Annotated in this window: 18 protein-coding genes and 1 other annotated feature; of the genes, 11 read left to right on the forward strand and 7 right to left on the reverse strand. The window is 53.5% G+C overall.

Features of this window, described 5'->3' with window-relative positions; all coding sequences use genetic code 11:
- Positions 1-79: 79 nt before the first annotated feature.
- The 4 genes from R70331_RS08745 to R70331_RS31815 are packed head-to-tail and all read right to left on the reverse strand — an operon-like array spanning position 80 to position 6,054.
- On the reverse strand, positions 80-1,252 hold the full coding sequence (locus tag R70331_RS08745) for an ABC transporter permease (protein WP_042174639.1): 1,173 nt from the start codon (positions 1,250-1,252) through the stop codon (positions 80-82).
- Entirely contained in the window at positions 1,252-1,953 is a 702-nt protein-coding gene (locus tag R70331_RS08750) for an ABC transporter ATP-binding protein (RefSeq protein ID WP_042174641.1), read from the reverse strand. The genes R70331_RS08745 and R70331_RS08750 overlap by 1 nt, the downstream gene beginning before the upstream one ends.
- A complete protein-coding gene (locus R70331_RS08755; protein ID WP_042174643.1) occupies positions 1,950-3,416 on the reverse strand; it encodes an efflux RND transporter periplasmic adaptor subunit in 1,467 nt (488 codons plus the stop codon). Before R70331_RS08755 ends, R70331_RS08750 begins: the two co-directional genes overlap by 4 nt.
- Positions 3,417-3,468: 52 nt before the next feature.
- Complete coding sequence (locus R70331_RS31815; protein WP_052418982.1) at positions 3,469-6,054, reverse strand: hypothetical protein; 2,586 nt, start codon at positions 6,052-6,054, stop codon at positions 3,469-3,471.
- Between the two features lie 256 nt (positions 6,055-6,310).
- Positions 6,311-6,579 (forward strand) — a binding site (T-box leader).
- 58 nt (positions 6,580-6,637) lie between these two features.
- Here R70331_RS31815 and pheS point away from each other — a divergent pair.
- From pheS to zapA, 3 genes are all read left to right on the forward strand, one after another.
- The gene (gene pheS / locus R70331_RS08765; RefSeq protein ID WP_042174645.1) at positions 6,638-7,672 is read left to right on the forward strand and encodes a phenylalanine--tRNA ligase subunit alpha; all 1,035 of its coding nucleotides are present in this window, start codon (positions 6,638-6,640) and stop codon (positions 7,670-7,672) included.
- A 383-nt stretch (positions 7,673-8,055) separates the two neighbouring features.
- Positions 8,056-10,500 (forward strand): phenylalanine--tRNA ligase subunit beta, encoded by a 2,445-nt coding sequence (gene pheT / locus R70331_RS08770; RefSeq protein WP_042174647.1) that lies wholly within the window; start codon positions 8,056-8,058, stop codon positions 10,498-10,500.
- Between the two features lie 212 nt (positions 10,501-10,712).
- Positions 10,713-13,487 (forward strand): cell division protein ZapA, encoded by a 2,775-nt coding sequence (gene zapA / locus R70331_RS08775; RefSeq protein WP_331281512.1) that lies wholly within the window; start codon positions 10,713-10,715, stop codon positions 13,485-13,487.
- A gap of 61 nt (positions 13,488-13,548) precedes the next feature.
- Here zapA and R70331_RS08780 read toward each other — a convergent pair whose 3' ends face one another.
- Entirely contained in the window at positions 13,549-13,929 is a 381-nt protein-coding gene (locus tag R70331_RS08780; protein WP_042174653.1) for a cupredoxin domain-containing protein, read from the reverse strand.
- Between the two features lie 277 nt (positions 13,930-14,206).
- On the opposite strand from R70331_RS08780, the gene R70331_RS08785 reads away from it, so the two are divergent.
- Entirely contained in the window at positions 14,207-15,256 is a 1,050-nt protein-coding gene (locus R70331_RS08785) for a GGDEF domain-containing protein (protein WP_231576497.1), read from the forward strand.
- Between the two features lie 84 nt (positions 15,257-15,340).
- On the opposite strand, the gene R70331_RS08790 is transcribed toward R70331_RS08785, so the two are convergent.
- Positions 15,341-15,688, reverse strand: a complete 348-nt coding sequence (locus R70331_RS08790) for a phage holin family protein (RefSeq protein WP_042174656.1) — start codon at positions 15,686-15,688, stop codon at positions 15,341-15,343.
- A 142-nt stretch (positions 15,689-15,830) separates the two neighbouring features.
- Between R70331_RS08790 and R70331_RS08795 the strand changes: the two genes are divergently transcribed.
- The 6 genes from R70331_RS08795 (at position 15,831) to R70331_RS08820 (ending at position 22,996) form a co-directional block, all read left to right on the forward strand.
- A complete protein-coding gene (locus R70331_RS08795) occupies positions 15,831-18,194 on the forward strand; it encodes an endonuclease MutS2 (protein WP_042174659.1) in 2,364 nt (787 codons plus the stop codon).
- 29 nt (positions 18,195-18,223) lie between these two features.
- On the forward strand, positions 18,224-18,643 hold the full coding sequence (locus tag R70331_RS08800) for a DUF350 domain-containing protein (protein WP_042174661.1): 420 nt from the start codon (positions 18,224-18,226) through the stop codon (positions 18,641-18,643).
- A 128-nt stretch (positions 18,644-18,771) separates the two neighbouring features.
- Positions 18,772-19,314 (forward strand): hypothetical protein, encoded by a 543-nt coding sequence (locus R70331_RS08805; RefSeq protein ID WP_042174664.1) that lies wholly within the window; start codon positions 18,772-18,774, stop codon positions 19,312-19,314.
- Positions 19,315-19,397: 83 nt separating this feature from the next.
- Positions 19,398-20,609, forward strand: a complete 1,212-nt coding sequence (locus R70331_RS08810; protein WP_042174666.1) for an MFS transporter — start codon at positions 19,398-19,400, stop codon at positions 20,607-20,609.
- Between the two features lie 36 nt (positions 20,610-20,645).
- A complete protein-coding gene (dcuS, locus tag R70331_RS08815; protein ID WP_042174668.1) occupies positions 20,646-22,265 on the forward strand; it encodes a DcuS/MalK family sensor histidine kinase in 1,620 nt (539 codons plus the stop codon).
- Positions 22,262-22,996: a response regulator gene (locus tag R70331_RS08820; RefSeq protein ID WP_042174670.1), complete on the forward strand. Its 735-nt coding sequence runs from the start codon at positions 22,262-22,264 to the stop codon at positions 22,994-22,996. Before dcuS ends, R70331_RS08820 begins: the two co-directional genes overlap by 4 nt.
- Positions 22,997-23,120: 124 nt before the next feature.
- On the opposite strand, the gene R70331_RS08825 is transcribed toward R70331_RS08820, so the two are convergent.
- Positions 23,121-24,425 (reverse strand): hemolysin family protein, encoded by a 1,305-nt coding sequence (locus R70331_RS08825; RefSeq protein ID WP_081947546.1) that lies wholly within the window; start codon positions 24,423-24,425, stop codon positions 23,121-23,123.
- A 211-nt stretch (positions 24,426-24,636) separates the two neighbouring features.
- Between R70331_RS08825 and R70331_RS08830 the strand changes: the two genes are divergently transcribed.
- Entirely contained in the window at positions 24,637-26,196 is a 1,560-nt protein-coding gene (locus R70331_RS08830) for a flavocytochrome c (protein ID WP_042174675.1), read from the forward strand.
- Positions 26,197-26,286 lie beyond the last annotated feature (90 nt).

Consider the following 26,286-nt stretch of genomic DNA (forward strand, 5'->3'; position numbering starts at 1 on the left):
AAAATATAAATTCTTCCTGATTAAAAAACCCGCAGGACTCCAGTCTGGAGCCTTACGGGTTCTGTTCGCTTATAAAAGGCTAATCGTTGCGCAGCGCGTAGATCGGGCGCATTCTTGCCGCCTTGTTCGCCGGAATCATTCCAAACACGATGCCGATGATCAGGGAGAACGAGAAGGAGATCATAACCATGTTCCAGGAGGTTGCCACATTCATTGAGGTATAATTGCCTACAGCCCAGCTGGCGCCAAGACCCAGACCGACCCCGATCAGCCCGCCAAAGCCGCTGAGCACTACAGACTCAATCATGAACTGCATCAGAATATTGATTTTCTTGGCGCCGATGGCTTTGCGGATGCCGATCTCCCGGGTACGCTCATTGACAGAGACAATCATGATGTTCATAATGCCGATGCCGCCGACAAACAGGGAGATGCCGGCAATTCCGCCCAGTGCGAGCGATAGGGTGGCACTCGTCTCATTGACCGTTGCCAGCATTTCCTGGGAATCAAATACCGAGTAGGCATTCTCCGCCGAGCTGAATTTCGCATCCAGAGCAGACTCCAGTTTGCCCTTGACCTCCTCAACATTATCATTTGAGGTTGTAGTTATTGTAATTGAGCGAACACCCCTGCTCTGCAGGAACCGCTCGGCCGTAGAGATCGGGATGAGGATCTTTTCGTCGCTGGAGCCGCCGCTCGTGCTGCCCTTGCTCTCCAGCAGGCCGACGATCTTGAAGCTGGTTCCGTTGAGCTGAACCTTTTCGCCTACCGGACTGTCTGTACCGAATAAATCCTCAGCAGTATCCGAACCGATTAAGGCGACCTTCTGGCGGTACTCTGTATCAATATCGAGCAGGAAACGCCCGGACTGCACATGAAAATTCTGTACATCCTCATAGGCAGGTGTAATGCCCTCTACTGAAACCGAAACATTCTCTGTACCGTGCTTGGCGGTGACATTGCCGCTAATGACAGGAGAGACATTTTTGGCGCCTTCAATCTCGCCGAGCGCAAGCGCCTCCTCATAGGTCAGGGAGGTGGTTGCTCCGCGTCCGGTGATATTGACAGTGAGCTGGTTTGTTCCCAGTGAGCTTAATGATTCTGTAATTTGTGAAGTCGTTCCCTGGCCTACGGAGACAAGCGCAATGACGGATGAAACACCGATAATGATCCCGAGCATGGTGAGAAAAGCTCTGACTTTACTGCTGAGGATGCTCTTTAATGCCATTTTCATGCTTTGATACAGCATCATTATCTGGCAATCCTCCGATCTTCGACCAGACTACCGTCCTGAATGCGGATGACCCGTTTGGCCTGCTCGGCAATTTCGAGGTCATGCGTAATCAGGATGATGGTGTGTCCCTGTTCATTAAGTTCTTTGATCATCTGCAGAACCTCCTTGCCTGTTCTGGAATCCAGGGCGCCTGTAGGCTCATCGGCCAGCAGGATCGGCGGAGTGCCGGCCAGTGCACGGGCGATGGCGACGCGCTGCTGCTGGCCGCCGGACAGCTCCGAGGGCCGGTGGTCAATCCGGTCTTCAAGACCAACTCTGATGAGGGCACCCCGGGCCACTTCTCTGCGTTCCCGGTGGGAGACTCCCCGGTAGATCAGGGGGAGCTCCACGTTTTCCACCGCAGACAGCTTCGGCAGCAGATTAAAGTTCTGAAAGATAAAGCCGATTTTCTCGTTTCGGATCTGGGCGAGCTTGTTGTCCGACAACTTGCGGACCTCCTGGCCGTCCAGAAAATAATCGCCTTCGTTGGCTATATCCAGGCAGCCGAGCATGTTCATCAATGTGGACTTGCCGGAACCCGAGGGACCGATGATGGCAACAAATTCACCATGTTCAATCGTAAAGCTGAGGCCTTTGAGAATGGTCATCGATTCACCGGCCATGACATACCGGTGGATCATGTTCTCAACCCGGATCAGCGGCTCTATACTGCCGGTCATTGACGGCCACCACCCATGCCGCCACCGGAAGGCGGTCCGCCTGTACCGCCGCTAAATCCTCCGCTTCCTCCGCTGAAACCGCCGGTACTGAAACCGCCCATGCCGCCCATCTGGCTCTGTTCCGCACTCGAAGAGCTGCCTGTGCTGATAACGGTCGGGATAATGACCTCGTCGCCTGCGGACAGACCGCTGACAATTTCGATGTTACTCTCATCATGGATGCCGACAGTAACCTCAACCCGCTTCTGGCCGGAAGCGGAGCTGGAGCCGCTTCTGCCTCCGCCCGGGAAGCCGCCGCTTGGAGCACTGCTCGGGAAGGAGCCGCCGCGTCCTTCTGTACCGCGTCCCTGCCAGCCTGCAGCATCACCGGAAGGCATTTCACCGCTTGGAGCCTGGCCGCCCGCAGCATCACCGGAAGGCATTTCACCCCTTGGAGTCTGGCCGTCCGCAGCATCACCGGAAGGCATTTCACCCCTTGGAGTCTGGCCGTCCGCAGCATCACCGGCCGTACCGGCTTCGCTGTTACTTTCTTCTGTTAGGGGAACGTTAACATAGTACTTGCCGTTAACCTCAGATACGGCTTCAATCGGAACAGTGAGCACATCGTTTTTCTCTTCAATCGTGATGGCCACCTCGGCAGACATGCCGACCAGAACGCCTTCGGCTTCATTCAGGCCCACCGTGACATCGAAGAGAGAAACGCCGTTGGATGAAGTGCCTTCTTTGGCAATTTCAATAACTTTGCCGTCAAATTCCTGATCCTCCAGCGCTTCCAGTGTAATAGTGGCGGCCTGATCCAGCTTGATCTCGGGAATATCCAGCTCGTCCACCTGAACAGTGACGCTCAGATTCACATAATCGGTCATGGTGAACAGCTCGGACCCGTTCTGGGCCTGTTCGCCTTCTGTAATGTTGACAGCAGTAATGGTGCCGTCAATCGGAGCCGTCAGCGGATCTGGAGGAAGCATATCCTCCGCAAGGTCGTTGATAGATTCCTGCTGCTCGGTAATGTCGCTTTCCGCTTTTTCAATCGCTTTTTTGGCCGAAGCCAGCTCGTCTTCAGTAGCATTGTTCATTGCCAGCGTCTTGTAATTTTCCTGCTTGTCTGTAAGCTCGGTCTTCAGGCTGGTTAATGATTTCTCCGCGTCTTTCATTTTGTCGCTTAGATCACTTGCCACAAAGGTAATCAGCACATCTCCTTTTTTGACAACATCCCCTTTAGCTACCATCACCTGATCCACCTCTCCGGCTTCCTTGGTACGGATGCTCTCGGTATGAATGGGCGACACTGAGCCGGAGCCTGACACTCCGTTCAGAATACTGCCTTTTGTTACAAGGGCGGTGTTCAGCGTAGCCGCACTGGCCTCCTTACCGGTATCGGGCCACAGCACATATGTTAAAATACCTGCAATTGCCACAATAACAGCACTGGATGCAATGATTACCATTTTTTTCTTGTTCATTCGGGGTCCTCCACCCTTGCTCAATATAAAGAAATAAGTATTGCTATAAAAATTATGACGCGCTATCTGCTGAAGCATCGCCGGCAGTGTCTGTTTCCGCATCCTTGTCCTTGTCATCTGTGGCCGAAGCAGGCTGAGTAACGGTAATATCGTAGATCTGGCTGCCGAGCTCCATGCGTTGGCCCTGGAACTCATCGTATAGCTTAAGTCTGTAATTACCGCCGTTAAGCGATTTGAACAAGGAGCTGCTGATCGTAGTGGTGTACAGGCTGTTGCTGCCGGTGATCAGATCGGTGCCGAACGTCAGCGTCTTTTCAAAAAACTGCCCATAAGGATCAATGAATTGCAGCACCAGCTTATGGCCGTAAGTACCGGTCTGGTAGGTAGAATCCTTGGTCAGGCTGTAGTTGATGGACAGTGTCAGATTCGTGGTGCCAGCAGTCAGGCTGCCCGAAGAGCTGTTAACCGCAAGTGTATACGGAAACATGGATATGCCGCTGCTCAGATTACTCTGAGGAGTAACTGTCTTGACATTCAAGGTAAGAGCAGATGTATTTACATATCCTGCAGCTTCTGTTCCGGCTGAGGTCAGCTTACCGCCTGCAACACCTTGTCCAATGTACAGCTGCAGGGAAGAGGTATCTACCGTAGACGGAACATTCGCTGAGAAGGTAACCAGAGTTTTTCCTGCAGCACCTGTGGCCAGGTCCGACTGATTGACGTCTGCCTCAAAATATTGCCCGTCCGCGCTGCGGAAGGTGGCATAAAGCCTGGACAGGTTACTCTGGCGGGATTCCCCGCTGTTCATTTCCACCTCACTGTATACCGTTTTGGAGCTGCTGCCGGTATAGACGGTTGTCAGACGCTCCTGGATGCTCGCTTTTTTACCGGTTGAGGTGATCTTGATGGCCGAACCTGCTGCGAGCGGAGCAAGGCTTGTTACCGCTCCGTCGCTTGTGCTGAGAGAGAGGAACTGCCCTGAGGTTTCCTGGAGAATGATTTTGGTCTGGCTGTAGTCCAGAGTGTACGGAATATGAGCCAGCACTGTGAGCTGTGCACTTTCACCGGGAGCAAGGATAGAAACGTCATTATCTACGACTACCTGGGTTGTGGAGGACAGATCATTCAAGTCCGCCTTCAAGATACCTGTCAGCTTAGGCAGCGTAATCGTCTTGGAGGTGCTGTTCCGGATATTGAGCTTGGCCTGGACCAGATCCTCATCGCCCCATGGAAGACGCTGCAGGGACTGAAGGGTAACACCGAAGGTGCCGTAATTGTTAATAACACTGGCTTCGGTGGCGACATGCGTGTTGCTCTCCAGCTTGTAAGGGATTTGGAAATAGGCTGCGGGCAGGACGATTGTGCTTGTGCTTTCCGTGCCTGCCGGCGGAATAACTTGAAGCTGAAGGGTATCCTGGGCGAGCTCCAGGGGTACGCTTGCGGTAAGCTCAATCAGCTTTTCTTCCAGCGGCTTCAGCGTGAGACTGTTAAAGGCCGTGGTAGTGATTGGGAAGCTATAGCCTTCGGCTGATTTAACCGAAAGCGTGTAGGCCGGCAGTGTCACTGCTGTGCTGCCTGCGTTTTTGACCCGGACCTGATAGGTCCAGATGCCGTTTTCGTTCTCCGCATAGACAGCTGAGGATTTCAGCTGCAAATCAACTATATTGCTGTTGACGGATATCTTCTTGACGGCTCCGGCGGCAACAGTGAAGTCGGCAGTAACCGCAGCAGGCAGCGAATAGGAGGCTACCGGCAGATACAGCTTGAGGCCCTCGTCCTGCTTGGCAATCTGCAGCGTCATGTTGGACAGGTTCATGTAAGCCGGGATTTCGGTCATGAAATACAGCGTCTTTTTTTCCTGCGGCTGAATCTTGTATTCGGAGCTGCTCTCATCCAGAGCCAGTGTAAATACCGAGCCGCCGGAGGATTTCAGATTCATGCTGTATCCCGGATCGGTCAGTACCCTGGTGCCGAGATTCGTGATGCTGTAGCCCACTTTTGCATAAACCTTGCCGTTATAATGGTAGATTTGCAGCGAGCTGGCCTGGGTGGTTACGGGAACGTTGTTCAGTTCGGTCTTTTTGCTTTCCCCCTGAAGTGCGGCGAGTGAATAATTGGAAGGGACCGTAAAGGTGCCGATCCGCTGCTCGTAGCTGGCTGCGCTGAAATTCCAGCCGTACATATTAATCTTGAGCCCTTTCACAGTGGCGGCTTTGCCGATGTTGGCGTAGTATGTAATACTTTTTGTTTCTTTGCCGGCAATTTTTTTGACCGGGCTGTCCGCTGAGACAGCCGATCCCTTGATTACGCTTCCCCCGGTTGTCACAGCCTTGGAGAAGTAATTGGCCAGGTTGACACTGGTGCTGGAGCTATTGGTGTAAGTAAGGGTATACGTTAAAATATTTCCGCTGTCCTGGGCAAACACGCTGACATCGCTGAGCTTTACACTGAAGGACGCCCCCAGATTCATTGAACTCAGCTTGGTGAGCGTGGAGATTTCCGTGACGGCTGCCGCTGTTTTGACAGTTGCAGTGACGGCTGCTGCCGCGTGCGCTGCCGACCCCGTGAATCCGGGGAACTGGCTTACGGCAAATGTGCTGAGCAACAACAGAACATAAGCCTTACTTCGTTTATGCATGAATTTCCCTCCCTGTTTAAAAACCTGACCTTCCCTGCGTGCTGTAAAAGTAAGGATAGCCAGGCTTACTAATTAGGAAAAATAACAAGATTCGCTGAAGGTTAGCTGAAAAATCTCCTGAAAAAGCTTTCTGAAACTTAAAGGAAGATTAAAAACAGATAAAAATTTGCCTAAATTTATGTTTGCTTGTCAAACGCCTGATTTTTGCTTATACTATTGAGGCATATCTTTGTGAAGATGAATACGTATAATCTGTACAAATGCAGTGATGGAGACAAGTACGCAGTGCCTGGCCAACAGGGAGGAGACGCCGCAGATTGAGAGCGTTTCTGGGAGAGCAGAGCTGCCGAAGTTCACTCCGGAGCAGTTCCCTGAATATTTGAGTAGGGGATACCGGCCGCAGACCGTTATTTCTGTTAAAGTGAGACAGGTCTTTACCGTGCCCGAAGAGGGAATACCTCTTTTTATAGGGATAGGGTACAGCTTGTCTAACAAGGGTGGTACCACGGTCTTTTCGTCCCTTACCGGGAGAAGAGGCCTTTTTTTGTCGTACAATATATCATTAAAGGGGGCAGTGCACGCCATGAAAGAAAAGCTGGAAGCATTGAAGGTCGAGGCCTTGGCTAAGCTGCAGGAGGTTACCGATCCGCAGGCGCTGAATGATCTGCGCGTCAAATATCTGGGTAAAAAAGGCGAGCTGACTGAGGTTCTGCGCGGAATGGGCGGACTCAGCGCCGAGGAGCGTCCGGTGATCGGCCAGGTGGCGAATCTGGTGCGCAGCGCCATCGAAGAGATTGTTACAGACAGGCAGGAGGCTTTCCAGCAGCAGGAGACACAGAAAAGGCTACAGGCTGAAAAGGTAGACGTTACCCTGCCGGGCCGCACTCTGCCGCAAGGCGGCATACATCCGCTTAACCGTGTGGTACAGGAGATCGAGGATATTTTCATCGGTATGGGCTACAAGGTATCTGAAGGTCCTGAGGTGGAGACAGATTATTATAACTTCGAGGCGCTTAACCTGCCGAAGAACCATCCGGCGCGCGACATGCAGGATTCCTTCTACTTAACTGAGGATCTGCTGATGCGCACCCAGACCTCACCGGTCCAGGTCCGCACCATGCAGGCTATGAAGGGAGAGACTCCGGTCAAAATTATCTGTCCCGGCAAAGTATACCGCCGCGATGATGACGATGCGACCCACTCCTTCCAGTTCCATCAGATCGAAGGCCTGGTCATCGGCAGCAAAATCCGCATGAGCGACCTTAAGGGCACGCTGAACCAGTTCGTGAAGGAAATGTTCGGTCCGGCAACAGGCATCCGCCTGCGCCCGAGCTTCTTCCCGTTCACAGAGCCGAGCGTAGAGGTCGATGTCAGCTGCTTCAAATGCGGCGGCGACGGCTGCCGCCTGTGCAAGCAGAGCGGCTGGCTGGAAATCCTCGGTGCAGGTATGGTCCATCCGAACGTGCTTAGAATGGGCGGATATGATCCTGAGAAATACAGCGGCTTCGCCTTCGGTATGGGTGTGGAGCGGATCGCAATGCTGAAATACGGCATCGACGACATCCGCTACTTCTACACTAACGATATGGGCTTTGTGAAGCAATTCAAGGGGATTTAAATTTTTGGCGGGGCTGCGGGCTGGTGCGGTGGATATGAAAGGTAAGCGTAGCGATGGTTTGGCTTTTAAGGATAATAGTGTATAGGAACGACCGGAGGGGAATTTTGGAACTGGAGGAGCGGAGCGTCCGCCTGAAAGCTTTTCGCAGAAAAGCTCGCTACGGAAGCATATGCTGTCTTCGGATTTCGACCGCGAATAGCGGTTCTAATCAGGAAATCTGAAGACAACAGTGGCCGGAAGTCCAAATATTCCCTGGAGGAAGTACGTATAGACAAGAATATTTTTAAAAGTGAAATTGGGAGTGCGGACTTTTCTATTTCCCGGACAACAAGCAGAACCGGCAGGTAGATAAATACATCTGAAACAAAAGGAAGTGAGCGGACATGAAAGTATCAACCGGATGGCTGACCGATTATATATCGTTAGAGGGAGTAACCGCTGAAGAGCTGGCGGACAAAATCACAACCGCAGGCATCGAGATCGACGGCGTCGAGCGCCGCAACAAAGGACTGTCCGGAATCGTTACCGGATATGTGAAATCTAAAGAAAAGCACCCGGATGCCGACAAGCTGAACGTGTGTATCGTTGACGCCGGACAGGGCGAGGATCTGCAGATCGTCTGCGGAGCGAAGAACGTGGAAGCCGGCCAGAAGGTTCCGGTTGCCCTCGTCGGCGCTAAGCTCCCGGGCCTGGATATCAAGAAAGCCAAGCTGCGCGGTGTTCTCTCGCAAGGCATGATCTGCTCGGCTAAAGAGCTGGGCCTGAACGACAAGCTGCTGCCGAAAGAGCTGCAGGAGGGCATTCTCGTACTGCCTGAGAATACTGAGGTCGGCCAGGATATTCTGAAGGTGCTCGGCCTGAACGATGAGATCCTGGAATTTGATCTGACTCCGAACCGTTCCGACTGTCTCAGCATGATCGGTGCGGCTTACGAAGTAAGTGCCATTCTGGGCCGTGACCTGAAGCTGCCTGATCCAGCTGCGGAACTGGTTGAAGCTGGCGGTAAGGCTGCCGACTCGATCTCGGTGCAGATTGAGAACGAGGAGTTCTGCAGCCATTATGCAGTCCGTTATATTTCCGGGGTGAAGCCTGCCCCGTCGCCGCTGTGGATTCAGAACCGGCTGATGGCTGCAGGGGTGCGTCCAATCAACAACATCGTGGATATCACGAACTACGTCATGCTGGAATACGGCCAGCCGCTGCATGCGTTCGACGGTGATAAGGTGGAAGGCGGCGTTCTGGGCGTTCGTTTTGCCCGAGAAGGCGAAGGGTTGACTACCCTGGACGGGCAGGAGCGCAAGCTGGAGCCGCAAATGCTCGTAATCGCTGATGGAGCCAAAGCGGTTGCACTGGCAGGAGTGATGGGCGGACTGGAAACAGAGGTAACAGCAGACACCGTAAATATCGTCCTGGAATCAGCCAGATTTGAAGGCGGCACCGTGCGCAAAACCTCGCGCCAGCTTGGTCTGCGTTCGGAAGCCTCCCTGCGCTTTGAGAAGCAGGTTGACCCTAAGGCTGTCATTCCCGCACTGAACCGTGCCGCAGCCCTGATCGCCCGCTATGCAGGCGGTGCAGTGCATGAAGGCATCGTGCAGGCAGGAAGCGATTCCGCGCCTGAGAAGATTCTGACCCTCTCGCTTGAGAAGCTGAACAATTATCTGGGCACTGAGCTTTCGCTACTGGAAGTGAAGACACTGTTCGGACGCCTTAGCTTCAAGTGCGGCGATGCGGCACAGGGCCTGGTTGAAGTTCAGGTGCCGACCCGCCGCGGAGACATCAGCTACGATGTAGACCTGATTGAAGAGGTGGCCCGCCTATACGGCTACGATAATATCCCGACTACCCTGATTGAAGGGGTTACGACACCGGGGGCACTGACAGCCCGGCAATCCGTACGCCGCGAGCTCCGCCGTATGCTTGCCCTTGGCGGTTACCAGGAAGTAATGGGCTACTCCTTCATCCAGCCGGAGCAGAGCAAGCTGTTCCCGGCGTTCTCCGGAGGGGAAAAGGCTGTGAAGCTGGCGATGCCGATGAGTGAGGAGCGCAGTGTGCTGCGTACGAGCCTGCTGCCGCAGCTGCTGGATATTGCCCTCTATAATACGAACCGCCGGCAGAGTGATCTGGCACTGTTCGAGATCGGCAATGTGTTCTTCACTGATGAGGAGCAGCTAACCCGCCAGCCGCGTGAGCTGCCGGTGCTAGGGCTGCTGCTGAGCGGAACCCGGACAGCCAAGCAGTGGAATCTGGCTGCTGAGCCTGTTGATTTCTTCGATCTCAAGGGCGCGCTGGAAAGCGTGTTTGCCTACCTGGGGCTCACCGGACGCATTGTATATGAAGGCAATGCGCCGCAGGATTATCATCCGGGCCGCTCCGCTTCAATCTATCTGCTGGAAGGGGAGCAGCGGACGCTGGTCGGCACGGCGGGCCAGCTTCATCCTGAGCTTCAGCTCAAGCTGGATTTGGAGGATACCTATGTGGCCGAGCTGCTGCTGCAGCCGCTGTATAACAATGCCCGGACTCATCTGCAGTACAGTGAACTGCAGCGCTTCCCGGGAATGGAGCGGGATATTGCGGTTGTCGTTGATGATACCGTCCCTGCGGGTCATCTGCTGGGCGTCATCCGTGATAACGGGGGTACGCTGCTGCAGAATGTGCAGGTATTTGACGTTTATACCGGCGGCAAAATGGAGAGCGGCAAGAAGAGCGTAGCGATCTCCCTGCTGTACCGCCACACCGAGCATACTCTGACAGATGAAGAGGTAACGGAAGTGCACGATAAGGTCGTTTCCGCGCTTCAGCAAACTTTTGGCGCAGAATTAAGAAAGTAGCAGGAATTGTGCAGAGCCGCAGCGAATCCAATTAGAACCGGGATTCGCGCGGCTTTTCCTATTCTGAATTCGCAGAATATTGAGTGCGGGATACCGGCAGAGACGATAACAAAAGCCGCTGTTTTGCCAAATGTTCAGAAATAACGCTACAATAGGAGCAGGGCAATCAGCTTAGAATCCGCACACATACAAAGGAGGGCACAACTGTGGCTATGGACCGGACCCGTGTCGCCGTGGAGATATATGGAACTTCCTATAAATTAGTCGGAAGCAGCAGCGAATATATGAAGCAAGTCGCCCGTTATGTGGACGAGCATATGCAGGCTATTTCAAAATCCCATTCCAGACTGGATACACCGAGAATAGCGGTGCTTGCAGCCGTACATATGGCGGAGCAGGCTATCCAGGTTCAGGACTTCAAAAATGAATTGAATATGCTGACCGGCGAGCGTACAGAGCTGCGGGTGGAGGTATCGCGGCTTCTGGAAGTGCAGCGCGAGCGGCAGGAGGAATATGAGCGGCTCAGCGAGTCGGCCAAGGCGGAAGCCGCGCGGCTGGTAGCGGAAGCCGAAGAAGAGCGCAAACGGCACCTGGAGGCCCGTGAGGAGGAGCGCAAGGCTCACACCGAGCAGCTGGAGCAGGCTGAACGGACGGCGGCGGCGTCCCGGGAGCAGCTTGCCGGACAGCTGCAAGCCCGTGAGGCGGAGCTGAAGGAGCTGCGTAACCATTACGAACAGGAGCAGGCGCTGAGCCGTGATTCCCGCAGTCAGGAATTGGCAGCGCTTGAAGAGCAGCGGCTGCAGCAGCTCGATGAGCTGCGGGCGGCGCATGCACAGGAGCTGGAGCAGCTGCGGGAGACGCTGCTTAAGGAGAAAGCGGAAACGCTGTCTCAGCTGGAGCAGGAGCTTGCCAGCACCAGAGAATCGCTCGGCGGCGAGGTTGTGGAGATCCGCACTGCACTTAGCAAGGAGCTGGCTGATACCAAGGCAGCTCTGGAGAAAGAGCTGAGTGAAGAGCGTGAAGTTCTGCAGAAGGAGCAGGCAAGGATCAAGGAGCTGCGGCAGTCCCAGGGGACGCAGGAGCACCGCCACAAGCAGCAGCTTCAGGAGCTGGACAAGCAGCTTCAGGAGCTGCGCGGCGGCAGCGGACAGCTTCAATCCCGGCTGCGTGCAGCAGAAGCAGGGCTGAAGAATGAACGCGATACCCGCCAGAGCCTTCAGGCACAATATGAAACATTGCTGGCCCGGGAAGAGGAGCTCGCCGCCGAACAGCAGTCTGCCTCTGAGCAGATTACGCTGCTTAACGGTCAGCTGGAAGAGCTGAATCAGCGTTACGATGGGTCGCAGAACGATGCTGCCGGACTGAGAGATGCGCTGCAGGCTGCGGAGGAACAGCTCAGACGGACCAGTGAAGAGCTGCAGTCAGCGAATGAGCTCGGTGAGCTTATTAGCGCTGAGCTGGAGGAGCTGCGCCAGCAGAATGGGCAAGCGGAGCAGACGGCAGCCGAACTGCGTGAACGCTATGAGCAGTCCGGCCGGGAATCAGCAGAGCTGCGCGTTCAGTTACAGGAGAAGGATGCTGAGCTCAGTCAGGCCCGCAGTGAACTGCAGTCCGCTGCAGAGCTGAACACACTGCTGAATGACGAGCTGGACGAACTTCGCCGGCAGTACGGGCAGGCGCAGCAAGAATCAGCAGAGCTGCGTGAACGTTATGAGCAGTCCGGCCGGCAAACGGAAGAGCTGCACGGACAGTTACAACAGAAGGAAGCCGAGCTCGGTCAGGCGCACAGCGGATTGCAATCCGCAGAAGAGCTGAGCACGCTGCTGAATGAAGAGCTGGAGGAGCTGCGCAGGGAGTACGAACAGGCACAGCAAGAATCAGCGGGGCTGCGTGAACGCTATGACCAGACAGGACGCGATTCAGCCGTGCTGCGCAGCCAGCTTCAAGAGAAGGAAATAGAAATAAGCCAGGCGCACAGCGAATTACAATCTGCAGAAGAGCTGAACACGCTGCTGAATGAAGAGCTGGAGGAGCTGCGCAGGGAGTACAAACAGGCACAGCAAGAGTCAGCTGCGCTTCATGAACGCAGCAGACAGGCTGATGAAGAGTCGGCCGGGTTGTCCGGCCTGCTGAATGAGAAGGAAGCAGCATTAAGCCGGGTACAGGATGAGCTCACCCGTGCGGAAGCAGATGCGCGGAACTGGCAGGAGCTTGCCGATAAGCATATGGCAGATATAGGTGAACTGGAGATGAGCCTGCTGGAGGCGGAGGAGCAGTCCGATTCCCTGAAGCGTGAGCGCGAGTCTCTGGTCAGCCAAGCCGCTGAAATGAAGCAGAAGCTGGACCGCGAAGCAAGCCTGCGTGCGGAAGCCGAGCTTCAGTCTGCTGAACAGCTTGAAGAGTCGGCGGAGGTACGTAAGCAGCTGGCGGCCCTGCGCAGCCGGTATGAGGATCTGATCGCACAGTATGATGAGCTGCTGCAGGATAAGGAGCAGCTGGAGGAAAGATACGGACTTCTGGAGGCTGAGATTGAGGAGTCTGCGCGGCGGCTCGAAGAGCTGTCTGAAGCCGCCCGTGAAGCTGCAGCAGCTGCTGCAGAGCAGCAGGAGGCCATCCGCGAAGCACGCGAGGTTGAAGCTTCCTGGAAGCAGCGGTACGATGAGCTTCAGCAGCGTGAAATGCAGTGGAGCGGGACGGAAGCCGCACTGCGTGAAGAAATAGAGATCTGGCAGCAGGAGGCCGGAGAAGCTGAGGCACAGGCCAAATTGCTAAGCGAGTCCCGCAGCGAAGAGCAGCAGCAGCTGGGTGAGCTCGGGGAGAACTTTGAGTTGGCCCAGAGCCAGCTGAGGCTGCTGCAGGCCCAGTTCGAGCTCCGCGAGGGAGAACTGGATAAGCTGGCTAAGGAACACCGCGAGCTGCAGGCGGAATATGCCAAGCTGCAGAATGAATATAATGAATGGATTCAACTGATCGAACAGGACAGTTGAATGGCGGATGCAAGGCAAAAGCGGATGCTGCCCCTTAAGGGCGGCATCCGCTTTTGTATTTCTATTCCACAATCAGCTTGGCGCTCATGGAGCTGTGGCCGGAGCCGCACATAATGGCGCATGTCATTTCATAGGTTCCGGCTTTTTCAGGGATAATCACCTGCGATGGAGCTTTGGCATCCAGTCTCAGTTCCAGCCCGGGAACCAGAATTCCATGGTTACCGCTTTTATTACTGAAGATGATTTTAACCGGCACGCCCTTCTTCAGATGATATTCTTCCTGGTCAAAGCTGTAATTCGTTGCCGTAATCGTAATCTCTTCTTCGGCAGTTATGTTTTCCGGTGAGGCGCCCGGAGCGGAGGAATTCTCCTGCACACTGCCGCAGGCAGCCAGAAAAATAAGGCAGATGAAAGACAGTAATAGGGCCGGCCTTTTGAACATAAGCATCCTCCTTGAGAGTAGATTCCACAATAGCATAGCTTAGTTTTTGCTGGAAGTCTTTCATAAACTTTGAATAAGTGTTGAATAGTAGATAAAAGTCGTTGTTTGTCGAAATGTGCAAAAAAATGGTGCAAAGATATTTTAAATTTATTATAATAATAGCTACTATACCAGTGTTTAGAAGTAGGGGATTTACATTTATAATGCTATTGATGATCAGCAGGCGGGAGTATGGCACCGCAGAATTTTATACGGATATTGGGTGATCGTGCTGCTGATGCTCGCCGCCCAGTTTATTTTTGTGATGTCCACCCATATGCCTGAGGTGAAGTCAGCTTTTTTGCCGGCTAAAGGCCATTTGTTTGTTGCCTGTAATGTATTAATTGTCATTGCGATGGTTCTGGCGGAAATGTGGCTGCGCACGGCTGCTCAATATCATAAGCATGCTGTCGTCAGCTGCGGCTTTATCGTTTCCTATTTAATGTATTTTGTGCTGGAGCCTTTTGTGGACGGGGCGCAGATGACGCTGATGATGCCGATTATGATTTCGCTGATTTATTTTGACCGGAAGCTCCTGCATTACTTGGGGATATTCAGTATACTTTTTTATGCCGCAGTTTATTTCGGACTGGAACGTCTGGTGCTGGAGAAGCCGTTGCTTGAATTTTTCCTTGTGGAATGTGTATTCATTGTCTTTGTTGTGATGGCGAGGATGGTTATTGTCCGTGCATGGGAGGTCAGGGAACATCTGGAGCAGCTGACCAAATCGGAGCAGGAGTTGATGGTGGAGCGTGCCATTTCTGACAAGCTGCTCAAAATCGATGCGCTCACCGGCCTGTATAATCATAAAACCTTTCATGAATATCTTGACTCCCTGCTGGAGCAGTGTGAGAGCAACGGCCTGCACCTGCAGCTTGCCCTGTTTGATATTGATAGCTTTAAGCGTGTAAATGATACCTACGGTCACTGGGTCGGCGATCTGGTGCTCAAAGAGGTAGCGGCCCGGGTGAAGGGAATGATCGGACTGAATGATTTTGCTGCCAGATACGGCGGGGAAGAGTTCGCGGTTATTTTTACGGACAAAAGCTTTCAGGAGGCCGGTGCGGCTGTGGAGGAAATGAGGGAGGCTATCAGCCGTATGGAGCATCCTTATGCCGGCGGCAAGCCGATTACAGTCAGTATCGGATTATGTGATTATCAGCTTGGAGACGGTAAGGAGCTGCTGTTCCGCAAAACCGACAATGCATTGTATAAAGCCAAGCACGGAGGCAAAAACATGGTCGTCACCGTCTCCTCTTCCCTGCAGCAAGGAACTATCTATGCCTGAAGGCACACAATAAACCCCCTATTATCCGGACTTAGCCGGAGAGAGGGGGTTTCGTTGTCTGCTTACTGCAGGCCAGGTTCGGGATTACTTCCCGGCTTCAAACGGGGTGGATACCGGCAGAAAAAGATCGATGATCCCGATGACCAGTGCTGCCAGCAGGGCGCCGAGAATAGTGACGCTAACTCCGCTCACAATGAACTGGGCGAGCCAGATAACGAGGGCGCTGACGAGAAAACCGACGATTCCGCGGCCGAACGGGGTTGCTTTTTTACCGAAAATCCCTTCAACCACCCAGCCGAGCAGCGCGATAACAAGAGCCAGTATCAGTGCGCTCCAGAACCCGCCGATCGTGAACTGCGGAACAATCCAGCCTACGACGAGCAGCACAATGGCTGCCACCACGAAACGGACTACATGACCTAAAAATCTCACTGGATAAACCTCCTTTGGCCTTCGCATAAGGATATGTGCAGTTGTTATTGTGACCTGAGTCCGGCTTTTCTATGCCTCAAATAGCGCAAATGGGCCGAATTAGGTATAATGTAAACATCTATGAAGGGAGCTGTGACTGTAATTGGACGACAAAATTTTGCATACGCTTGAATATCGCAAGATTTTAAATAAATTGATGCAATATACGCAGACCGGGATGGGAAAGCTTGCTGCGGAGGCGCTGAAGCCTTCAGGTGATTTCGAGGGAGTGAAGCAGCTGCTTCAGGCAACGGATGAAGCAGTCAATGTGGACCGGCTTAAGGGCATTCCTTCCTTCGGCGGGGTAAGCGATATCCGGCCTGCCCTGAAGCGTGCATCAATCGGGGGGATGCTCGGTACGGTTGAGCTGCTCTCTGTTGGCAATACGATCGGCGGAGCACGCCGGGTCAAGCGTTTTCTGGCCGCATTGCATGAGGAAGAGCCTATTCCTATGCTGTATGCCTTGGGTGATCTGCTCTCTGAACAGAAGCATGTAGAGGATGCCATCCGCTCCTGCATCGATGAGGATGCGAATGTGCTTGACTCGGCCAGTCCTGAGCTTGCCGGCATACGCCGGGAGCTGCGCGGCGGCGAAGCGAGAATCCGCGAGAAGCTGGATTCCATGGTCCGCTCTTCCTCTGTAGCCAAGATGCTTCAGGATCAGCTTGTGACGATCCGCGGTGACCGTTTTGTCATTCCGGTCAAGGCGGAATACCGATCCCATTTCGGCGGGATTGTGCATGACCAGTCCGGTTCGGGGGCGACGCTGTTCATTGAGCCGGAATCGATAGTGGCCATGAACAACAAGCTGCGTGAGACCCGGTTGCGCGAGGAACGGGAGATTGAGATTATTCTTCACCGGCTGACCGATATGGTGGGCGGTATTGCCGAGGAGATGGCCTACGATGTCGATATTCTCGGCCAGCTGGACTTTATCTTTGCCAAGGCCCGTCTGGCCCGTGAGATGAAGGCGACCCAGCCAAGGATGAATGACCGCGGTTATCTGAAGCTGCGCAAGGGCCGTCACCCGCTGATTCCGGCGGAGCATGTGGTGCCGCTGGATGTGGAGCTGGGCAACCAGTACAGCTCCATTATCGTTACCGGACCGAATACCGGCGGTAAGACAGTAACGCTGAAGACGATCGGCCTGCTCAGCCTCATGTCGATGTCGGGCTTATTCGTCCCGGCTGAGGAAGGCAGCCAGATGTGTGTCTTCGATGCCATTTATGCCGATATCGGGGATGAGCAGAGCATTGAGCAGAGCCTCAGTACCTTCTCCAGCCATATGACGAATATTATCTCCATTCTGAAGCGGATGACTCCCAAGAGTCTGATCCTGCTGGATGAGGTTGGCGCAGGAACAGACCCGGCTGAAGGCTCAGCGCTGGCAATCGCCATTCTGGAGCATATCCACCGCACCGAATGCCGGATGATTGCTACAACACACTATAGTGAGCTGAAGGCCTACGCCTATGAACGTAAAGGCGTCATTAACGCCAGTATGGAATTTGATGTGCAGACCTTAAGCCCTACATACCGGCTCCTGATTGGTGTACCGGGACGAAGCAATGCTTTTGCGATAGCTGAGCGGCTGGGCCTGCCAAGTGCTATTCTGGAGCATGCCCGCGGTGAAGTGAAGGAAGAAGATATGCGCGTGGAGCATATGATCGCTTCCCTGGAGGAAAACCGGCTTACTGCCGAGCAGGAACGTGAGCGGGCCGAGGGCATCCGCCGCGAAGCTGAGGAATTCCGCAAACGCCAGCAGCTTGAGCTGGAGAAGCTGGAAAGCCAGCGCGACAAGCGGCTGGAGAAGGCGGAAAAGGATGCAAGCACCATTCTGGAGAAGGCGCGTAAGGAAGCTGAGGAGATTATCAGTGATCTGCGCCGCCTGGCTATGGAGGAAGGTGCTTCGGTCAAGGAGCACAAGCTGATCGAAGCACGCCGCCGCCTGGATGAAGCAGAGCCGGCACCGCGCAAGAAGGCAGTATCCCGCACCGCCAAGGCCCCGCGCCAGCTGCAGGCCGGTGATGAGGTGAAGCTGCCGAGTGTGAATCAAAAGGGCTATGTAGTAGAGCTGAGCGGAACGAAAGAGGCGGTTGTCCAGTTCGGAATCATGAAGATGAAGGTCAATGTGAGCGACCTGGAGTTCCTTGCCTCTGCACCGGATCAGCACGCACCTGCCCTGCGCAAGGCAACGACAGTCAAGCGCACCCGTGATGAGAATATCCGCACTGAGCTGGATTTGCGCGGAACCAACCTTGAAGAAGCCATTATGGAGACAGACCGTTTTATTGATGAAGCTTTCCTTGGAAATCTCGGACAGATCCATATTATTCACGGCAAGGGGACCGGCGTACTGCGGACCGGAATCCAGGAGTATCTGCGCAAGCATAGACATGTCAAGAGCTACCGGCTTGGAAATTACAACGAAGGCGGCGCGGGAGTAACCGTGGCTGAGCTTGAGTAGCGGGGAAGCCCGGCAGAAAGAGGGGAATTATGCAAGGGAATATTGATCTTTTGCTGGATCATCCGCTGGGCGCTCTGCTCGGTTATTTCACTGTAGCCATTCTGGGTCTGGTAATCTTCCTGTCCTTTTTTGAAATGGTGACCAAGTATAAGTGCTGGGAGGAAATCCGTAAGGGAAATCTGGCAGTGGCGATGGCTACCGGCGGCAAAATATTCGGGATCTGTAACATCCTGCGCTTCAGCATTCAGGCCGGGGCCTCTATTTACGAGACAATGAAATGGTCGCTGGTAGGATTTTTACTGCTGTTGCTCGCCTACTTCCTGTTCGAATTTCTTACCCCTGTCTTTTCGATTGACGATGAAATTGCCGCGGATAACCGGGCTGTCGGGTTTACAGCACTGCTGATCTCGGTCTCGCTGTCCTATGTGATCGGAGCCGCGATATCCTGATTTAGGAGCCGAACTGATGAAAATTCTGATCCGGGTGCTGTTTATCTCCGCCGCCGCTTTTTTAGCCGCAGGAATTCTTTATCTGGTATTAAACTGAACTGTATATGTGATGTATGAAGGAGATAGTGATGATGGAAACAACTGTATGCCCGTGGTGCCATACCGAAATTGTATGGGACGAGGAATTCGGGCCTGAAGAGACCTGTCCGCATTGTAACAATGAGCTTAGCGGCTACCGGACGATTACTGTAGGTGCGGATGATCTTGAGGATGAAGAGCCTGAAGCTTCTGCAGAGGAGGAATCCGGGGAGCTCAGCAATGACAACCTGTGGGATGACGACGATAAGGAAAGCGTAGTTCCGATCTATAATACGCTTAGCCAATTCGGTGAGGACTATGACCTGCAGCAATATGAGCTAAGTGTTGCCGCAGTTCTGGCTGCACAGCTTGAAGCACCGGAATGTCCGCAATGCCACGAATTGCTGGTTCTGGCCGGCAGTCAGCCGGTGACCGGCTTTGAGCCTGCAGCTTCCGAGGCGCTGAGCGGTCCTGTGCTGAAAGCGCCGTTCTCGCTGAATCTGTATGTATGTCCGTCGTGTTTCCATGTGCAGCAGAGTCTGGCTCAGGAAGACCGCATTCAGTTTGTACGCAACCTGAGCAGCGGACAATAACAGGACTTCTTATATTACGCCCGCCTGCCGGACAAGCTATACAGGATTGATTGTCCAGTCCAGATGGCAGGGAGGGCGTTACATTGAGAAAAGAACCACACAATCAGGCGGCTCTGCTGCTTGCGGTGAACGGATTGTATCTGCTGGCGAGTGTGCTGGCAGGTACTTTTTTGAATGTGTATTTGTGGAAAGCCCGCCAGGATTACAGCATGATCGGCTGGTTTGCGTTCAGCCAGCAGGTGGCGGTGGGGCTAAGCTTCTGGCTGGCCGGCAAATGGGTTAAGGAGCACAATAAAATGAATGCCCTGCGGCTGGGAATCGCCGTATCGGGCATTTTTTATTTGCTGGTGCTGTGGGCCGGGGACCATGCATCCCGTTATATCTGGCCGCTCGGACTGATCCTTGGCGTGTCCATCGGGCTATTCTGGCTGGCCTACAATATTATCTACTTTGAAATTACGGATGCACAGAACCGTGATCATTATAACGGCTGGATGGGGCTGCTTGGTTCGCTGACCGGCATTGCCGGCCCATTTCTGTCAGGCTGGCTCATTTCCAGGCTGCAGGGGGAACGCGGATACAGGGTGGTGTTCATTGTCTCACTTTGTATATATGCCGCCGCGGCCGTACTTAGTTTTTGGCTGAAGAAAAGGAAAAGTGAAGGAGCCTATCTCTGGCTGGAGCCGTGGAGGGAGCTGCGGAGAAGCGGCAGCGGGTGGCGTCCGGTTGCCGGTGCACTGCTGTTTCAGGGCTTAAGGGAGGGAGTATTCTCCTTTCTTATCGGTCTGCTGGTATACATTGCAGCGCAGGCGGAGAGCAGACTTGGGCAATTTGCCCTGATTACTTCGGCGATCTCTTTGCTCAGCTACTATGCGGCGGGCAAATGGTTCAAGCCCCGCTACCGCTCTGCAGGCATGCTTACGGGCGGAATTCTGCTGTTGGCCGTTATGGTCCCGCTGCTCTGGAAGTTCAGCTACGGCACGCTGCTGCTGATGGGAATCGGCACCTCGCTTGTTATCCCGCTGTACATGCTGCCAATGACATCTACCAGCTTCGATCTGATGGGAGAGTCGGCGGAGAGCGCCGGCAAGCGGGTTGAATGGGTGGTGCTGCGTGAGCTGAGCCTGATGAGCGGGCGGCTCCTGGGTATGCTGGTGTTCATCGCTGTGCTGTCAGTCAGCAGCTCCACCCGGGTAATTATTGTATTGCTGTTTGCTCTGGGAGCGGCCCCGCTGGGCAGCTGGCTGCTGCTCCGCCATAGGCTTCATCGCGCAGCAAGCGGCAATATGCCATAATGAAAGCAGGACAAGCCGGAGAGGACTTATCAATAAATGGCCAGAAAAAAACTAATCGGTTTACGGACCAAGGTTGCTATAATGGTGTCGGCTGTTGTGCTGCTGGTGCTGCTGATGCTTTATTTTATTTTCAGAAATCAGATTATTCCGCAAACCCGCCATGCACTGGAGGATAAGGCGTATGCAATTGCCCGCACCCTTGCCTTAATTCCGCTGATCTCTGACGGATTGAATACGGGGAGCAGCAAGGAGATCCAAGCCTATACCTCCAGAATTACCCGCCGCAATGATATTATGTTCGTTGTTGTAATTGATATGAACAGTATCCGCTATTCGCATCCTGATCCTTCGCTGATCGGTAAACCGTTTGTCGGCGGAGGACAGCAGGCTGCACTGCGCGGTGAGGAGAGCATCTCGGAAGGGGAAGGCATGCTGGGGCGCTCTCTGCGCGCTTTTGTTCCTGTATATTCGGGCCAGGGGCATCAGGTGGGAGTGGTGGTTGTAGGGCTCTCGATGGAAAGAGTACAGCGTCTGGTCAGACAAAATGAATGGACGCTGATTGCCATCCTGCTGTCCGGTGCGCTGCTTGGTGCCGGCGGCGCCTTTATTCTCGGCCTCAAAATAAAACGGATGATGTTCGGCATGGAGCCTGCAGATATCTCCAAGCTGCTGCAGGAGCGCAGCGCCATGCTGCAATCCATACGCGAAGGCATCATAGCTGTAGATGATAAAGCTGTTATAACCATGGTCAATGTGGAGGCTGAACGGCTTCTGGCCAGGGCGGGTATTGCCGGCAACGGGATGACACGGAGCATTGGTGATTTTTGGCCGGAGCTCAGGCTGGAGCAGGTGCTGTCCAGCGGAGAAGCCCGGCAGGACCGGGAGCTTGAGCTGAACGGCATTACTATACTGGTAAGCTGTGTTCCTGTACGTGTAGCCGGTGAGATGGTTGGGGCGATTGCCACCTTCCGCGACAAAACGGAGCTGGTTGTGCTGGCGGAACGCTTGTCCGGTATCTCGGTTTATGCCGATGCCCTGCGCGCAGGGGCCCATGAGTTCATGAATAAGCTGCATGTGATCATGGGCATGACGCATATGGGTCTTTACGGGGAGCTGCAGCAGTACATCTCAGGGACGGTCAGCAATTACCAGAATGAGATCGGCTCCATCACCCGGCAGATCAAGGACCCGGTCATGGCCGGCTTCCTGCTGGGGAAGCTCAGCAGAGCAAGGGAAACGGGGACGGAGCTTGTACTCGGCCGGGACAGTTATCTCCCTGAGGCCGCAGATCCGCAGATGATCCATGAGCTGATTACCATTGCCGGCAACCTGCTGGATAATGCGATGGATGCGCTGGAGGGGCAGGCGGTCAAGGAGATTAGGCTTTCTTTTCACTATGACGGCGGAATTCTCCGCTGCACGGTATGGGATAACGGACCGGGTATTCCCCGGCAGCTGCAGGAGCAGATCTACACTCAGGGCTTCTCGACCAAAGGAGAAGGACGGGGCTTTGGCCTGTATCTGGTGCATAAAAGCATAGAAAAGCTGGGCGGCAGGCTGGAGATCATCTCCGGCAGCGTGAAGGGAGCGGAAGCGGCAGGAACCGAATTTACCGCAGAAGTGCCCTATGCCTTAAAGGATGGAGATCATACATGAACATTAAAGTGCTGATCGTCGAGGATGACCCGATGGTAGCTAAATTTAACCGCCATTACCTGGAGCAGGTGGAGGGCTTTGAATTTGCAGGCTGGGTAACGACAGGCGAGGAAGCCGCCAGGATGCTTGCGGAGCAGGAAATCGATCTGGTGCTGCTTGATATCTATATGCCGGGGACAAACGGCCTGCAGCTGTTGTCCGCTTTACGCGAGCAAGGCAGCACAGCTGACATTATCATTATTTCCGCCGCCAGTGACAATGCCAGCATCCGCAAGGCGCTGCAGCTTGGTGCTGTCGATTATCTGATCAAGCCGTTTGAATTCGCCCGCTTTCAGGCGGCGCTGACCGGGTATAAGGAGAAATATTATGCTCTAATGAAGCAGGAGGAGCCGCTAAGCCAGGAACAGCTGGATAAGCTGCTTAGGCATCCTGTAGGGGGTGAAGATGAAAAGGCCTCCGCCCCGCTCCTGCCTAAAGGGCTGACTGAAGGAACCCTTCTGGGTATCTGGAGCATAATCTGTCAGCTGAAGCATCCGGTGTTCTCCACTGAGGATATCACCGCTGGCGCGCCGATATCGCGAATCTCCGTGCGCAAGTACCTGGCTTTTCTCAAAGACGCCGGTGTGCTTGAGATGGAGATCAGCTATGGCGCGGTTGGCCGCCCGGTGTATATGTACACTGTAACCGCTGCGGGTAATGAAATTATAAGTAAATATATTAGCGGACGGTAAAAATTAAAAAAGCGAAAAAGCCAAAAAGGACCCCTACGGGTCCTTTTTTTGGCTGTAGAGATACTGTGATAGCGATCTTTGGCAGCTGCGTTTCCGCAGGAGTGGGAATAATCTCTTAATTCAGTCACTCACCCGTACTATTCAGTGTGACCTTAATCTTGCGGATGCGCCGCTGTCCCACCTCCTGAACGGCAAAGGTGTAGCGGCCATAGGCAAACTCGGGCTTTTCCTGAGAAGAAGGAATCCAGCCGATCTGCCCGATTACAAATCCGCTAATCGTATCGTAGTCCTCCACCGGCAATTTGGCTGTAAGCACCTGTTGAACCTCACGCAGACTCATAGTGCCGTTGAACAGGTATGACTGGTCATCAAGTACCGTGTATTCTTCCTCGTGCTCGTCATATTCATCGTAAATATTGCCGACAATCTCCTCAAGCAGATCCTCCAGCGTTACAATCCCGGCTGTGCCGCCATACTCATCAACCACCACGGCAAAATGCACGCGGTTCTGCTGCAGCTCCTCAAACAGCTCATGCGTTTTTTTGGATGCCGGGACGAAATAGGGGCGACGGGCCAATTCCCGTAAATTCCATGTGCCGCCGCTCCCCCCGTTTACAAACCGGATCAGGTCTTTACTGTGCAGAATTCCAACTATATTGTCTATGTGATTCTCATACAGCGGAAACCGGCTATAGCCTTCCTTCTCTGCCCTCCGCGCTACCTCTTCGGGTGAATCATGCACCGAGAGTGCGGTAATGTCAGTCCGGTGGGTCATGATATCCGATACCTGCTTGTTGTCGAAATCAAAAATATTATTAATCATCAGCTTCTCTGCGGCCTGGATCGTTCCCAGCTGTGTGCCGCTGTCGAGCATCATCCGGATTTCTTCCTCGGATACCTCTTCGTCCTTCTCATTGGGGTCAACACCAAATAACCGGACCAGGAGGTTGGTGGAGGCGGTCAACAATTTGACAAAAGGGGCCGCTACCTTTGACAGCAGATTGAGCGGGGCTGCAACGAACATGGCAATGGTATCGGCTTTTTTCATAGCTATACGCTTAGGTACAAGCTCACCCAGCACAAGTGTAACATAGGACAGAATCAGGGTGATGAGTATTAAAGAAAGGGTATCCAGAATGGTAACTGCTACGGGAACACCCAGTGAAACGAGCAGGGCGGACAGGTCGCCGGCAAAGTTCTCGGCAGCAAAGGCGCTGGCCATAAAACCGGCTAGTGTAATCCCGATCTGGATCGTCGCCAGAAATCGGCTGGGCTCCTCAAGCAGTCCCTGAAGCAGCCTGGCTTTCGCGTTGCCGTCCTGGGCCATCAGTCTAATCTTGTTGTCGTTCAGTGAGATTAAGGCCATTTCTGATGCTGCAAAAAAAGCGTTAACAAGGATGAGCACTAAAACAACGACTAGCTCAATCAAATGACAAGCACCTCCCGGGTTATGTGAAATAACAGCCTGGCGGATGTTATCCCATACTATATACTTAACCTAAATATCCTTCGGACATTCCAACAGAAGTATTCACTTACTTTAGTTACAAAACAGTTTCTTTAATTACGTAAGCTTTCAATGCCCCCGGGCACACGCTATGATAATTGTGAAAATATGCACAAGGGGGCAGGAAATACAGATGAAAAAGAAAACAGCAGCCACTCTTCTTCTCATTCTTTCCGTTATACTCGTTATCGCGGGATGCGGTAACGCAAACAACAGCACTAATACGGAAAATAACGCAGGCGGGAATAAGAGCACTAACAGCGCAGCAAGCGCAACAGAAGCACCTAAAGAGGCGGAAGCCGTTTCCGGGGCATCAGTTGCCAGCTATACACCACTGGATCAGTTAAAAGACAGCTACGACATTATCATTGTCGGTGCCGGCGGGGCAGGGATGACCGCTGCGCTTGAAGCGAAGGCAAAGGGCCTCAGTCCGGTTATTTTTGAAAAAATGCCGGTAGCCGGAGGGAATACAACCAAATCCTCCTCCGGGATGAACGCTTCCGAGACCAAGTTCCAGAAGGAGCAGGGTATCGAGGATAAAAACGATCTTTTTTATGAGCAGACTCTAAAAGGCGGCCACGACACCAACAACACAGAAATGCTCCGTTTCTTCGTTGACAATTCCGCAGCAGCGGTTGACTGGCTGGATTCGATCGGTATCCGGCTGAACAATATCACCATCACCGGGGGCATGAACGAGAAGCGCACTCACCGTCCGGAGGACGGCTCAGCCATCGGCCAGTATCTGGTAAAAGGACTGGTGCAGAACGTTCAGGAGCAGGGGATTCCGCTGTTCGTGAACGCTGATGTGAAGGAAATTACCCAGCAGGATGGCAAGGCGGGCGGTGTAAAGGTCCTGTTCAATCAGGCCGATGAAAAAACAATTACAGGTAAAGCAGTCGTTGTAACTACAGGCGGCTTCGGCTCCAATATGGATATGATTACGGAAGTACGGCCGGATCTGGAGGGCTATGTAACCACTAACCAGATTGGCAGCACCGGTGACGGTATCAAAATGATTCTGGCCCTGGGCGGAACAACCGTTGATATGGACCAGATTCAGGTACACCCGACGGTACAGCAGGAAAAATCCTATCTGATCGGCGAAGCTGTCCGCGGAGAAGGCGGATTGCTTGTCTCCAATGAAGGTACACGGTTCACCAATGAGCTGGATACCCGCGATAAAGTAACAGCAGCTATCAATACCCTGCCTGAAAAAGCGGCATATCTGGTTTTTGATTCCGGTGTGAAATCCCGCGTTAAGGCGATTGAGCAATATGAGAAAATGGGCTTTGTCATCTCGGGCGATTCGGTTCAGGCATTGGCTGAGGCAATGGAGGTACCTGCTGACAAGCTTCAGGCTACAGTTGATACCTGGAACGCAGCAGTTGCCGGTAAACAGGACGCCGAGTTCGGCAGAAAGACCGGGATGGATAATGATCTGTCCGCCGGACCGTTTTATGCCATCAAAATCGCACCGGGGATTCACTACACCATGGGCGGAGTGAAGATCAACACAAATACTGAGGTGCTGGATAAAGACGGCCAGCCGATTGCCGGCCTGTTCGCTGCCGGTGAAGTAACAGGCGGACTGCACGGCGAGAACCGCATAGGCGGTAACTCTGTTGCCGAGATTATTATCTTCGGCCGCCAGGCCGGTATTAAATCTGCCGAATATGTACAGGCGCAGTAATTAGGATCATTTCACTGAGCCGCAGTCATTCATGCGGTGCGTCAGACATAGATTCACCAAACAACAAGCAGCAGCCCCGGCTCACATGAG

This window comes from Paenibacillus sp. FSL R7-0331, from assembly GCF_000758645.1.
In the GTDB taxonomy this organism is placed as follows: Bacteria; Bacillota; Bacilli; order Paenibacillales; family Paenibacillaceae; genus Paenibacillus_AQ; species Paenibacillus_AQ camerounensis.